Annotated in this window: 12 protein-coding genes and 1 pseudogene; 12 read left to right on the top strand and 1 reads right to left on the bottom strand. The window is 36.6% G+C overall.

Annotated elements, in window-relative coordinates; translation table 11 throughout:
• Positions 1 to 10 precede the first annotated feature (10 nt).
• From AB3219_RS09070 to AB3219_RS09055, 4 genes are read left to right on the top strand one after another with little or no spacing between them, the layout of a single operon-like run.
• Positions 11 to 1207 (top strand): betaine/proline/choline family ABC transporter ATP-binding protein, encoded by a 1197-nt coding sequence (locus AB3219_RS09070; protein WP_367369408.1) that lies wholly within the window; start codon positions 11 to 13, stop codon positions 1205 to 1207.
• The gene (locus AB3219_RS09065) at positions 1204 to 1842 is read left to right on the top strand and encodes an ABC transporter permease (protein ID WP_057806237.1); all 639 of its coding nucleotides are present in this window, start codon (positions 1204 to 1206) and stop codon (positions 1840 to 1842) included. The genes AB3219_RS09070 and AB3219_RS09065 overlap by 4 nt, the downstream gene beginning before the upstream one ends.
• A 13-nt stretch (positions 1843 to 1855) precedes the next feature.
• Positions 1856 to 2791, top strand: coding sequence for an osmoprotectant ABC transporter substrate-binding protein (locus tag AB3219_RS09060; RefSeq protein ID WP_216753631.1), 936 nt, complete (start codon positions 1856 to 1858; stop codon positions 2789 to 2791).
• 2 nt (positions 2792 to 2793) lie between these two features.
• The gene (locus AB3219_RS09055; protein ID WP_216753632.1) at positions 2794 to 3465 is read left to right on the top strand and encodes an ABC transporter permease; all 672 of its coding nucleotides are present in this window, start codon (positions 2794 to 2796) and stop codon (positions 3463 to 3465) included.
• Between the two features lie 18 nt (positions 3466 to 3483).
• On the opposite strand, the gene AB3219_RS09050 is transcribed toward AB3219_RS09055, so the two are convergent.
• Positions 3484 to 3795, bottom strand: coding sequence for a hypothetical protein (locus AB3219_RS09050; protein WP_216753633.1), 312 nt, complete (start codon positions 3793 to 3795; stop codon positions 3484 to 3486).
• A 183-nt stretch (positions 3796 to 3978) separates the two neighbouring features.
• On the opposite strand from AB3219_RS09050, the gene gmk reads away from it, so the two are divergent.
• The 8 genes and pseudogenes from gmk to pknB all read left to right on the top strand — a co-directional run bounded on the left by gmk (position 3979) and on the right by pknB (position 13061).
• Positions 3979 to 4593 (top strand): guanylate kinase, encoded by a 615-nt coding sequence (gene gmk / locus AB3219_RS09045; RefSeq protein ID WP_057806232.1) that lies wholly within the window; start codon positions 3979 to 3981, stop codon positions 4591 to 4593.
• Between the two features lies 1 nt (position 4594).
• A complete protein-coding gene (gene rpoZ / locus AB3219_RS09040; protein ID WP_057783506.1) occupies positions 4595 to 4804 on the top strand; it encodes a DNA-directed RNA polymerase subunit omega in 210 nt (69 codons plus the stop codon).
• An 83-nt stretch (positions 4805 to 4887) separates the two neighbouring features.
• The gene (gene coaBC, locus AB3219_RS09035; RefSeq protein WP_216753634.1) at positions 4888 to 6102 is read left to right on the top strand and encodes a bifunctional phosphopantothenoylcysteine decarboxylase/phosphopantothenate--cysteine ligase CoaBC; all 1215 of its coding nucleotides are present in this window, start codon (positions 4888 to 4890) and stop codon (positions 6100 to 6102) included.
• A gap of 12 nt (positions 6103 to 6114) precedes the next feature.
• Complete coding sequence (gene priA, locus AB3219_RS09030) at positions 6115 to 8529, top strand: primosomal protein N' (protein WP_367369407.1); 2415 nt, start codon at positions 6115 to 6117, stop codon at positions 8527 to 8529.
• Positions 8530 to 8544: 15 nt separating this feature from the next.
• Positions 8545 to 9495, top strand: a complete 951-nt coding sequence (gene fmt, locus AB3219_RS09025) for a methionyl-tRNA formyltransferase (protein ID WP_216753636.1) — start codon at positions 8545 to 8547, stop codon at positions 9493 to 9495.
• Positions 9492 to 10829 (top strand): annotated as a pseudogene (gene rsmB, locus AB3219_RS09020) (16S rRNA (cytosine(967)-C(5))-methyltransferase RsmB). The gene fmt and the pseudogene rsmB overlap by 4 nt, the downstream one beginning before the upstream one ends.
• A 6-nt stretch (positions 10830 to 10835) precedes the next feature.
• Positions 10836 to 11579, top strand: coding sequence for a Stp1/IreP family PP2C-type Ser/Thr phosphatase (locus AB3219_RS09015; protein ID WP_216753637.1), 744 nt, complete (start codon positions 10836 to 10838; stop codon positions 11577 to 11579).
• Positions 11580 to 13061: a Stk1 family PASTA domain-containing Ser/Thr kinase gene (gene pknB / locus AB3219_RS09010; RefSeq protein ID WP_216753638.1), complete on the top strand. Its 1482-nt coding sequence runs from the start codon at positions 11580 to 11582 to the stop codon at positions 13059 to 13061. It abuts the gene before it with no gap.
• Positions 13062 to 13073: the final 12 nt, after the last annotated feature.

Raw genomic sequence — 13073 nt, 5'->3', positions numbered from 1 at the left:
GTTTTTAGAGATGAAACATCTTTCTAAGATTTATGGAAGAAATAAAGCCGTTGATGACTTTAATCTCAATGTCGAAAAAGGTGAGTTTATTTGCTTTATTGGAACATCTGGTTCTGGGAAAACAACCACCATGCGCATGATTAACCGAATGTTAAATCCTTCTGAAGGATCCATCAAGTTAGAAGGAGAAGACGTCCTAAAGGCTGATCCAGTAAAGCTACGCCGTAGAATTGGTTATGTTATTCAAAATATTGGTTTAATGCCACACATGACAATTAGGGATAATATTACAATTGTCCCTAAATTGCTTAAGTGGTCTGAAGAAAAACGTAATGAACGTGCTAAAGAAATGATTAAAATGGTTGAACTACCTGAAGATTATCTAGATCGATACCCTTCGGAGTTATCTGGAGGACAACAACAACGAATCGGTGTTGTTAGAGCATTGGCGGCCGATCAGGATCTAATTTTAATGGATGAACCGTTTGGTGCTTTGGATCCAATTACGCGTGAGTCACTGCAGGATTTTGTGAAGGATTTGCAGGAACGTTTAGGGAAAACGCTTGTTTTTGTGACCCATGATATGGATGAGGCTTTAAAACTAGCTACTCGAATTGTGGTAATGAGTCATGGAAAAATGGTTCAGGTTGCAACTCCTGATGAAATATTACGGCATCCGGCTAATGAATTTGTTGAAAACCTAATTGGAAAAGATCGTTTAATACAGGCTAAACCAAACATCACAACAGTTGGTCAGGTTATGTATAACAACGCTGTATCGATTACACCAGGAAGATCTTTAAAAGAGGCTTTAAAATTGATGCACGAAAAACGTGTTGATACTTTACTTGTTACGGACGATTCTGGTGTACTAAAGGGTTATGTAGATATTGAGCAGATTGACTACAACTACAACACAGCAACAAGTGTTGATGACGTGATGACGTGTAAGGTATTTTATGTAAATGAAAATTCTATTATTCGTGATACAGTTGAAAGAATTTTAAAACGCGGATACAAAAACGTTCCGGTTGTTGATAAAGACAAGAAATTGGTTGGTATTGTGACGCGTGCTTCGTTAGTTGACATTGTTTATGATGCATTGTGGGGTGATTCAGACACAACTACGCATCCAGCAAAGGACAAAGCCAAGTCAAGTACTACTGATCAAGACAAAGTAGTAAAGGCGGGTGACGATAAATCGTGATTACCTTTATTCAAACATATGGTGGCCAATTACTCTATAAGATTTGGCAACACATTTATATCTCAGGAATTGCATTAGGTTTGGGCGTAATTATTGCAGTTCCACTGGGTGTTTTATTAACGCGTTTAAAGAAAGCTTCTGTTGTCATTATTGAAATAGCAAGTGTTTTACAGACTATTCCTGCTTTGGCATTATTAGCAATGATGATTCCTATTTTTGGAATTGGAGCGGTTCCGGCTATTGTGGCGCTATTCATATATTCGTTATTACCAATTCTAAGAAATACATTCTTAGGACTTAATGGTGTGGACCCTAGCTTGAGGGATGCTGCTAAGGGAATGGGAATGACTAATCTTCAGTCAATCATCAAAGTTGAGCTTCCTATGGCTGTACCGGTAATTATGAGTGGTATTCGTTTGTCTGCAACTTATGTGATTGCATGGACAGCATTGGCTTCTTATATAGGGGCTGGCGGACTTGGTGATTTTATCTTTAATGGTCTGAATTTGTATCGAACAGATTTGATTTTAGGAGGATCAATTCCAGTGATTTTACTTGCATTGCTGGTTGATTGGTTATTAGGTAAGTTGGAAACTTGGTTGACTCCTAGAACAACAAGTAATGTAAGGCCATAGAAGGAGGATCGCAATGAAAAAAGTGACTCGATTTATAAAGGCCGGAATTTTATTAACCGTTTTGACATTAATTTTGAGTGGCTGTGGGTTTCCGGGACTCAATTCATCTTCTAAGGATACAATTAGAATAGCAGCACAGAATACTACAGAACAACAAATAATGGCTTATATGATTTCAGATTTAATTCAGCATGATACTAATTTAAAGACAACTTTGATTAATAATTTAGGATCTGGCAATGTAAGTTTTCAAGCAGTTAAAAACGGCAATGCTGATATTTCAGCTATTCGGTATAATGGGACAGATTTGACAACAATTTTTAATCAAGATGCTGTCAAGAATCCAAAGGTTGCTACTGAAAAGGTTCGCAAAATTTATAAAAACAAATATCATATGACCTATTTTCCATCTTATGGTTTTGCAGATACTTATGCTTTTATGGTAACCGGAAAGCTAGCTAGAAAAGAACATTTGAAAACAGTTAGTGATTTGAAACCCTTAGCATCCAAAATGACAGTTGGCGTTGATCAAATTTGGGTTAACCGAAAAGGCGATGGTTATGATGGTTTCGTTCAAACTTATGATTTTCAATTTCAAAAAGTATATCCGATGCAAATTGGGTTGGTCTACAGTGCAGTTCAGTCTGGTAAAATGAATGCTGTTTTGGGATATTCAACCGATGGCCGAATAAGAAGTTATGATTTAAAAGTTTTAAAAGATAACAAGCAATTTTTCCCGCCATACAATGCTAGTCCACTAGCTACTGATAAAGTTTTAAAAGCTCATCCTGAATTAAAAAAAATTTTGCTTAAACTCAAGGGAAAAATTTCGTTAAGTACTATGCAAAAATTGAATGCAGAAGTTGATAATCAATTAATTGAGCCCCAAGTGGTGGCACAGCAATTTCTGAAACAGCATCATTATTTTGACGGAAAGGACGGTAACTAAAGATGGCAAATTTAAATATTTTTCAACAGTTAATTTACTATTTTTCTCATAACGGCATGTATGTATTATCACAATTTAACCGTCATTTCTTGATTTCAATTTATGGTGTTTTGTTTGCAGCAATTGTTGGGATTCCTTTGGGAATTTTGATTGCACGCCATTCAAGGCTTAGTTCCACCGTCGTTGGAATTGCAAATGTTATTCAAACCGTTCCCTCTTTAGCCATGCTTTCAATCATTATGTTAGGTTTAGGATTAGGTGTAAACACGGTCATTGCAACTGTTTTTTTATATGCTTTGTTGCCAATCATTAAAAATACGTACAGTGGGATGCAAAGTGTTGATCCAAGTATCTTAGATTCGGGCAGGGGAATGGGAATGACACGATTTCAATTGCTCTATATGGTTGAATTGCCGCTTTCGATGTCAGTAATTATGGCTGGAATTCGTAACGCGTTAGTCTTGGCAATTGGAATTACGGCCATTGGTACTTTTGTCGGTGCCGGTGGTTTAGGTGACATCATTATTAGAGGAACAAATGCCACAAATGGTGGTGCCATTATCTTGGCCGGGGCGTTACCAACGGCACTGATGGCTATTATTTCTGATCTGGTATTAGGGTGGCTACAAAACTGCTTAGATCCAGCCTTTAAACGGGCAAAACAACCTAAATAAACTAAGTTAAGAGCCGGTTTATAGCTTTTTGATGAAGCGGATGTCAGCGTTTCCTAACAAGTAGGTAACGTTTTTGTGAGAATTCGTCAAAATGAATCGCTCATCAGTAATTTTAGTGAGTGTGCCAGTTGTTTCATAAATTGTTTCGTTGGCATTAATTTGGATGGTAACTGTGTAGTTCTTATTAATAGCTTGGTTTAAAAAACTATTTACTTGAAACAGTGGCATTTGTGGCTCAATACCATTTAAACTGGGTTCTGAAAAGAGCTTTTGATAAGAGTTTTGTACAAATCTGGTCATACGATTATGATTTTGTTGTAAATTTTCCATATTTTCTACCTCGAACGTTTGTTTGTGTTTTTATTATACGAACAAACGTTCACAAATGCAATAGAAATTATAAAAAATATTCAAATCACCTAAAAGAGTATCTATAAAGCGTGATTGATAGTTGAAAAGAACGATTAAAAAAGCGATAATAGGAGTTACATTATATTTAGGAGATTTTAAATTATGGCAAAAAGAGGGATGCTTATCGTTTTATCAGGTCCGTCCGGAGTTGGTAAAGGAACGGTACGTAAAGCAATCTTTGACCAAGGTGGAAATGATTTTCAGTATTCAATTTCGATGACAACTCGTAAACCTCGTGAGGGTGAGGTTGACGGTGTTGATTATTATTTCGTTTCTAAAGAAGAGTTCGAACATAATATCGAAACTGGTCAAATGTTGGAGTATGCAAAATATGTTGACAATTATTATGGAACTCCTTTAAAGTATGTTAACGAAACTTTAGATCGAGGTAAGGATGTTTTTCTGGAAATTGAAGTGAATGGTGCCTTACAAGTTAGAAAGAAATCTCCCGATGGTGTTTTTGTCTTTTTGACTCCTCCAGATTTGATGGAGTTAAAGCAACGAATTATTAATCGTGGTACAGAAGACATGGCAACGATTAACAAGCGAATGGCTAAGGCAGTTGAAGAAATTCGAATGATGCAGGATTATGATTTTGCTGTTGTTAATGATAAAGTTGAAAATGCTGTTGAAAGTATTAAAACAATTATTAAAAGCGAACGATTTCGGGTTGCTCGTGTGTTTCCAGAATATGAAGAAATGTTAGGAGATAAATAAAATGATTTTATATCCATCAGTTGATGATTTACTAGAACGTGTGGACTCACGTTATTCTTTAATTATGTTAGCTAGTAAACGTGCCCATGAATTAGATGCTGGCGCACAACCACTTTTAGATAAGTATGAATCCTCTAAAAGTGTTGGTCAGGCATTGGAAGAAATTGTTGCCGGTGATGTCGTAATTGATCCTGACAAAACCGAATTTTAAAGTTGTTAAACAAAGGCCTGGGAGAAACTTCTTTCAGACCTTTTTTAAATTTTAAATCCAGTTTCAATATGAGGAGAAGTTATATGTGGAAAGATAAGCATATTACATTTTTTATAACCGGCGGAATCGCAGCTTATAAAGTTGTGGAATTAATTCGGTTATTTCAAAAACAAGGAGCTTTGGTACGCGTTGCAATGACCAAAACGGCCACCAAATTTGTTGGTGAAGCGACCTTTCAAACAATTAGTCGTCATGCTGTACAAACTGATTTGTTTGAGCAAGTGACGACTGCTCCAGTTGCACATGTGGAGTTAGCTGATTGGACTGATTTTGCCATTGTTGCACCTGCTACAGCTAGCATTATCAGCAAAATGGCTTCTGGCTTAGCAGATGATTTTGTGAGCACAACTTTATTGGCAGTTACTGCTCCGATTTTTGTAATCCCGGCAATGAACGTGCATATGTGGCATAATCCAGCTAATCAGCGTAATGTTCAAACCTTGAAACAAGATGGTGTCCATGTAATGGAACCTGCCTCAGGTCTGCTCGCTGAAGGCTATTCGGGAAAAGGTCGTTTTCCAGAATCTGCAGCAATTATGTCCTATATGTTAGCGCAAATAACGGTAAAACAAAATTTGGGTTTAAATAGTTTAAAGAATAAAAATATTTTAATAACGGCCGGAGGGACTAGAGAGTATCTCGATCCAGTTCGCTATATTTCTAATCGATCCTCTGGTAAAATGGGGTATGCCTTTGCGGAAATTGCTCAGGCTTTCGGGGCGCATGTGACGCTTATTTCCGCAACAAAACAGTTGGTGGCACCAGCTAATGTTAACGTTATTTATGTAGAAACCGTGTCGCAAATGAAAGCAGCGATCCAAGCGGAATTTAATAAAGCAGATATTTTAATTATGGCTGCTGCGATTTCTGACTACCAGGCCACACACGTTGCCCATCATAAAATAAAAAAAGACGCTCAATCGAATAAATTGATTTTGGAACTTAAAAAAACACCAGATATCTTAAAAAGTTTAAAACGGGCTCGCCCTGATCAGTTTCTAGTTGGATTCGCAGCAGAGACAGAAGATCTTCTTAATAATGCTGAAAAAAAACTAAAACTTAAAAATGTAAACATGATTGTGGCAAATGATGTATCACGAACTGATATTGGCTTTGATGTGAATGACAATGCCGTAACAATTTTACAGCCTGATGAAAAGAATATACAAATTTCCAAAACAAGCAAAAAAAATATTGCTAGAAAAGTGTTAGAAGTAATTGCAAAACGGTTTGCATAAGTAGGTGAAGTTATGATTCAAGTTGCTAAAGTAATTGTTGATGTACCAACAATGCAGACAAATAGTCCTTATTCATATTTAATTCCAAAACAACTTGAAAATGAAATTCAAATTGGTATGCGAGTGGTTGTTCCGTTCGGTAATGGTAATCGAAAAGTCCAAGGCTTTGTTGTAAAAATTGAAATGGAAACAATTAATACCGAGAAATTGAAGAAAATTGAAAGTTTAATGGATTTGGAACCAGTTTTGAATACTGAATTGATTCAGTTATCTAGTTGGCTTGCAGATACCACGTTTTCTTTTCGCGTGACTTGTTTATTAACAATGCTGCCAAATGTCATGCGGGCAAAATATAGTAAGCAGTTAAAAATTGTTAATGATCAGATTTCAAAACAACAATTGGCTGCAATATTACCTTCAACAAGTTGGGACAATTTTGAGACTGATGAGCTTTCAACATTACAACAAAGTGAGCTGTCCAATTTGCGTAAACAAGGAAAAATTGAAATCGTTTATCGAGTTAAAAATCAGGCTCAAACAAAAAAGATTTTTCAAATTGAATCGCGTTTATCAGTAGATCAAGAAACTAAAATTCTTGCGTCACTACGCAAAAATGCCATTAAACTACGTCAGTTAGTTCATTATTTGGCAAATCATGCAACTAAAATTACGCAAACTAGTTTGGAGAATAAACTAAACATCACTTCTGCAACTATTAAAATTGGAGAAGCAAAAGGTTGGTTAATACGTCAAAAAGTTGAACAATATCGAGATCCGTACAAAGATTTAAAAAAACAAACGTTACCCCTTACCTTAAATCAAGATCAGCAACATGCCTTAGATGAAATTTCTCAAAATATTGATAAATCACAACCGCAGACATTCTTATTAGAGGGTGTCACCGGTAGTGGAAAAACAGAAGTTTATTTGCAAACAATTGCTTATGCATTAACTAAAGGAAAAACGGCCATTATGTTGGTGCCTGAAATTGCACTCACTCCGTTGATGGTTAGCAGAGTTAAGGGACGGTTTGGCAAAAAAGTTGCCGTCCTTCATAGTGGCCTTTCGGATGGTGAAAAGTTTGATGAATGGCGAAGAATTAAACGACATGAGGCACAAGTCGTTGTGGGGGCGAGATCGGCAATTTTTGCCCCTATTGAAAATGTTGGTGTTATTATCATTGATGAAGAGCATGAAACTAGTTATAAGCAAGATGATTCACCACGCTATCATGCCAGAAATGTCGCTCAGTGGCGAAGTGAATTTTATAAGTGTCCGTTAGTTTTAGGAAGTGCAACGCCATCACTAGAATCACGTGCAAGAAGTGAACGAAATGTTTATCAACTATTACGGTTGCCAAAACGGATAAATGGTCATCCCTTACCTAAAGTTAAGATTGTCGATATGCGTGAGGAGCTTCAGGCAGGTGCAGATCAAAACTTCTCACAACCTTTATTAGAAGCAATAGATAGTCGTTTAAAAATTAGTCAACAAAGTATTTTGATGCTGAACCGCCGAGGATATTCTTCGTTTATTATGTGTCGTGACTGTGGTTTTGTTTTAAAGTGTCCTAACTGTGATATTTCGTTAACTTTACATATGGATAGTCACAGTATGAAGTGTCATTATTGTGGGCATGAAGAGCCAATTCCTAAGCAGTGTCCTAATTGTCATAGTAGAAAAATTCGTTATTATGGTACGGGTACGGAAAAAGTTGAACAAGAACTGCAGTTGAAATTTCCTAAAGCACGAATTTTAAGAATGGATGTTGATACAACTCGGCGAAAGGGTGCTCATGAAAAAATCCTGAGACAGTTTGGTGAACAACGGGCTGATATTTTATTAGGCACACAAATGATTGCCAAAGGATTGGATTTTCCTAATGTTACCCTAGTTGGGGTGCTTAATGCGGACACAGCTTTGGAATTGCCAGATTTTCGTTCAAGTGAACGAACATTTCAACTTTTGACCCAAGTTAGCGGTCGGGCAGGACGGGCTGATAAATTGGGAGAAGTGTTTATTCAAACGTTTAATCCAGATCATTATGCAGTTCAATTGGCTAAAACGCAGAACTATGAAAACTTTTTCCGTAAAGAAATGTATATTCGCCATCAGGGAAAATACCCACCATATTACTATACTTTACAAATTACAGCTGCTCATAAAGAAGAAAAAATGGCGGCAAAAAAAATGTATGCTGTTTTAAATGAACTTCAACCAAAACTGAGTTCTCAGGCGATTATTTTGGGCCCGACACCTAAACCGATTGCACGAGTTAAGAATAAATATTATTATCAAATAGTTATTAAATATAAAAATGAACCGAATCTACATGCCGCAGTTACCAAAATATTACAGGAATCACAAAGCGATTATCGTCAAGGCATTCAATTGTCCATTGATGCTGAACCACAATCATTTATGTAGGAGGAAATTAGTTTAATGAAATCAATTATTTTTATGGGAACTCCACAATTTGCCGCTCCAATTTTAAAAAGTTTAATTCAAAATCCTGAATATAAGGTTGAGGCAGTAGTCACGCAACCTGATCGTCGTACAGGAAGAAAACATAAAATGACCATGTCACCCGTAAAAAAAGTGGCTGTTGATAATGATATTCCAGTTTTTCAACCCGAAAAACTCAGTGGCTCGCAAGAAATGGCTCAACTTATTGCTTTCAATGCAGATCTAATTGTGACAGCTGCCTTTGGTCAATTCTTACCTATGAAATTGATTAATTCAGTAAAAATTGCTGCTGTAAATGTTCATGGTTCTTTATTACCTAAATATCGTGGAGGAGCCCCAGTTCAATATGCCATTATGAATGGTGAATCCGAAACTGGTATAACGATTATTTACATGGTGAAAAAAATGGATGCTGGCAAAATGTTGGCACAAAGAAAAATTAATATTGAAAATACAGATGATGTTGGGTCAATGTTTGAAAAATTGAGTATCGTGGGACGTAATTTGCTCAATGATACTTTACCTAAGTTAATTGCCGGAGAATTAACAGGTGTGGAACAGGATGAAACTCAAGTTACCTTTGCACCAAATATTAAGCCAGAAGAAGAACAGATTGATTTTAGTAAATCAGCAAAGTTAGTTGATGCTAAAGTACGTGCACTTCGGCCTTTCCCTGTTGGTTACGTAATTTTGAATGGTGTACGCACCAAGTTATGGTCGCTTACGCCATTGAAGCAGAAGACTGATTTGCTACCTGGACAAGTTGTTGAAAAAACAAAGCATGAGTTACTCATTGCAACTGGGGATAAGGGCGTTGTTCGTTTAGATCGCGTTCAACCGGCTGGAAAACCTCAGATGGAGATCACGGATTATTTGAATGGTAGTCAGGAAGCATTTTATGAAGGCGAACAGGTTATTAAATTATGATAGATGAGCAACGAAATCCCAGATGGTTAGCTGTTGATATTTTAGTAAAAGTAAGTAAAGGTGCATATTCCAATATTGAATTAAAAAATGTGATTGCTGAGAGCAAACTATCCCAACTAGACATTAATTTGTTAACAGAAATAGTTTACGGTGTAATTCAGCGAAAATTAACGCTGGAGTATTATTTGTCGCCTTTTATTCAAAATAAGAAAGTTCAAGATTGGGTGTATCAGTTATTATTGTCGGCAGAATTTCAAATGATTTATTTGGATTGAGTTCCAACACGAGCAATCTTTAATGAAAGTATTGAAATTGCAAAGACAAAGGGTCATAACGGCATTCGTGCCTTTGTGACCGGCGTTTTACATATGATGGAAAGAAAAGGATTTCCCAAGTTAGATGCAATTGAAGATCCCAAAGAGTTTCGAAGTATTAAATATAGTGTTGCACCCTGGATTATTCAGCAATTGGATGCGCAACTAGGTGAAAATAAAGCAAATCAAATTCTAGCGTCTATTAATCAGCCTGCACGGCAAACTGCACGAATTAATACGCAAAAAATTACAAAAGCAGAAGCAATTCAAGCGTTGAACGATCAAGGATACAAAGCATCGGTAAGTAAGGTTGCAGAGGATGGTATTGTTGTTGCAAATGTAAACGTCGCCAGATCGCAACTTTTTAAAAATGGTTCTTTGACAGTTCAGGATGAAAGTGCGATGTTGGTTGCAGAAACGATGCAATTAAAACCGGGAATGACGGTTTTAGATGCCTGTGCGGCTCCCGGTGGGAAATTTACTCATATTGCACAAAGACTCGGAAAAAACGATCATATTTTGGCTTTGGATTTACATTCCAAAAAGGTGGCTTTAATTCGTAGCAATGCCAAGCGAATGGGATTCGCAAATCAAATTGATGCAAAAGTACTGGATGCGCGAAAGATCGGTCCCATAGTTAAAGATGATTATTTTGATCGTGTTTTAGTAGATGCGCCATGTTCAGGAATCAGATTAATACGACGTAAACCAGAAATCCGTTATGAAAAAGCATTAAACGATAGCGAAAATCTTCACAAAATTCAGTTAGAAATTTTAGATGCAGTGGCTGCAAAAGTAAAAAATAACGGTATAATAACTTACAGTACTTGTACGATACTAAAACAAGAAAATGAAAATACGATTACTGAATTTTTGAAACTTCATCCCGAATTTAATTTAATTCAAACGCAAACTCAAAAACAGTTAAAATCGTTAAGAAAAACACCATATCTTAATATTTATCCGGATGATTTTGAATCTGATGGTTTTTTCATTGCTTGTTTACAAAAGAGAGCGTGATCAATTGTGAAGTATGCTTTTCAGTCTGATATTGGTAATCATCGAGATGAAAATCAGGACTATGTAGGCGTTTTTAAAAATAAAAAAGACGTCTTATTTAGTATTGTTGCGGATGGGATTGGTGGTCGACAAGGTGGAGACGTAGCTTCCGAAATGGCAGTGTCACATCTCGGATTCTTATTTCAGAACACAGAGTTTATGGACGTCACTAATGCTGTTAGGTGGCTTCAAACAGAAGTTATGCAGGAAAACGATGAAATTCTTGAAACCTCACAAAAGTATTCAGATTTGAATGGTATGGGGACCACAATTGTGGTTACGATCATTCTGAAAAATCAGTTTATTGTTGCTCATTTGGGAGATAGTCGCTGTTATCTATTCAAAAGAAACGAATTAAAACAATTAACTTCGGATCATTCCTTAGTGAATGAATTAATAAAAAAGGGTGAACTTTCGCCTGAAGAAGCGCGAACGCATCCACAAAAAAACATTATTACTAAAACGTTAGGCATCTCGACAAATTCAGATATTGATGTTCATACTTATGTATGGCAAAAAAATGATCAAATACTTTTATGTACAGATGGTTTAACAAATATGGTTACAGACCAAACAATTGCAAATGTCTTAGAAAGTTCAATTAGTTTAGAAGAAAAGTGTCTAAAATTAATTGAGTTTGCTAATCAGGCAGGGGGACGTGATAATGTCACCGTTCTTCTTATTCAGGCGGAAGATGAGGTGGGTAAGTAAATGACACCGAATCAAACGCTTAATGGACGATATCGTATTATTAGTCCGCTTGGTGAAGGCGGTATGGCAGATGTTTATTTAGCGCATGACCTGATTTTGAAACGCAACGTGGCAGTGAAGTTACTGCGCTTTGATCTTCAAAATGATGATAAAACAATTCAACGATTTCAGCGTGAGGCATTATCGACTACTGAATTGGTCCATCCAAACATTGTAAGTGTATATGATGTTGGTGAAGATAATGGCATACATTATTTGGTAATGGAATATGTCGATGGAACTGATTTAAAGCAATATATCAAAGACCATTTTCCGATCCCCTATCAACAAGTCGTTGAAGTTATGGAACAGATTTTAAGTGGTGTTGCAGCAGCACATGCCCACGATATCATTCATCGAGATCTGAAGCCACAAAACGTTTTAATGGATAAAAGAGGCAACGCAAAAATTTCTGATTTTGGAGTTGCCTTAGCCCAAGAAGAGCAAACACTTACTCAAACAAATGTGGTAGTTGGTTCTGTACACTACTTATCTCCAGAACAAGCACGAGGGCATCTAGCTACTAAACGTTCTGACATTTATTCGCTGGGAATTATTCTTTATGAAATGTTAACTGGACGTGTACCGTTTGAGGGCGAAAATGCAGTTTCAATTGCAATCAAACATTACCAAAACCAAATTCCATTTGTTCGTGATTTTGATCCGCGTATTCCACAAGCTTTGGAAAATGTTGTGTTGAAAGCAACGGCTAAGAATCCGTTTGACCGATATAATTCTGTTTCAGAGATGGCTGATGATCTTAATACGGCTTTATCAGTTAGAAGAGCTGGAGAAAAACGATTTGTTGCTCCTTCTTTAACGGACGAAACAATTATTGCAGATGCTGCTGAATTTCAGCCACAGACTAAAGATGTGGCGGAATTAAAAGCAGTATCACAAAGTGGCACGCTTGAAACATCAGGAAAAACAAAAAAGAGAAGATCGCGCCATCCGTTACGAAAAAAAATTGCTATTTTTGCTGGGTTACTCCTGTTGTTTATTTTTGGGATAGGAATGGCATTTTATTTGAGCTTTCCAAAGGTGGTTACCATTCCCAATGTGACGGGAATGACACAGGCACAGGCAACTGCGGTTTTAAAAAAACATGATCTTAAGGTGGGGCAAATAACACGAACTGGAGATCAAAATGTTAATTACAAACGAGTGATTGAAACTCTGCCTTGTAAGAAAAAGCAAGTTCAGGCAGGAGTAGCAGTGAATGTTGTGATTAGCCAAGGCCCCAATAGTTATGTAGTGGATAATTACATTGGCAGTTCGTATAATAAAATCGCAAAAAAATTACGTGCTAAGGGTTTTAAAGTAACCAAAAAAATTGTTCAAACCACCCAATTTGATCATAATCGTATTATTTATCAAAGCGTGGTTCCTGATCAGGTTGTTGTTCCAAGAATGACAACAATTAGTTTTTCTGTGACCAACTAGATTTGGAGGGTT

Origin of the sequence: Pediococcus ethanolidurans, assembly GCF_964062635.1 — a bacterium.
GTDB classification, from domain to species: Bacteria; Bacillota; Bacilli; order Lactobacillales; family Lactobacillaceae; genus Pediococcus; species Pediococcus ethanolidurans.
This window is presented reverse-complemented; position numbering and strand designations above follow the sequence as displayed.

Coding starts and splice junctions, on each gene's coding strand:
- fmt (WP_216753636.1), top strand. CDS start 8,545: ATGAAATCAATTATTTTTATGGGAACTCCACAATTTGCCGCTCCAATT.
- pknB (WP_216753638.1), top strand. CDS start 11,580: ATGACACCGAATCAAACGCTTAATGGACGATATCGTATTATTAGTCCG.
- rpoZ (WP_057783506.1), top strand. CDS start 4,595: ATGATTTTATATCCATCAGTTGATGATTTACTAGAACGTGTGGACTCA.
- coaBC (WP_216753634.1), top strand. CDS start 4,888: ATGTGGAAAGATAAGCATATTACATTTTTTATAACCGGCGGAATCGCA.
- AB3219_RS09070 (WP_367369408.1), top strand. CDS start 11: ATGAAACATCTTTCTAAGATTTATGGAAGAAATAAAGCCGTTGATGAC.
- AB3219_RS09050 (WP_216753633.1), bottom strand. CDS start 3,795: ATGGAAAATTTACAACAAAATCATAATCGTATGACCAGATTTGTACAA.
- AB3219_RS09060 (WP_216753631.1), top strand. CDS start 1,856: ATGAAAAAAGTGACTCGATTTATAAAGGCCGGAATTTTATTAACCGTT.
- priA (WP_367369407.1), top strand. CDS start 6,115: ATGATTCAAGTTGCTAAAGTAATTGTTGATGTACCAACAATGCAGACA.
- AB3219_RS09055 (WP_216753632.1), top strand. CDS start 2,794: ATGGCAAATTTAAATATTTTTCAACAGTTAATTTACTATTTTTCTCAT.
- gmk (WP_057806232.1), top strand. CDS start 3,979: ATGGCAAAAAGAGGGATGCTTATCGTTTTATCAGGTCCGTCCGGAGTT.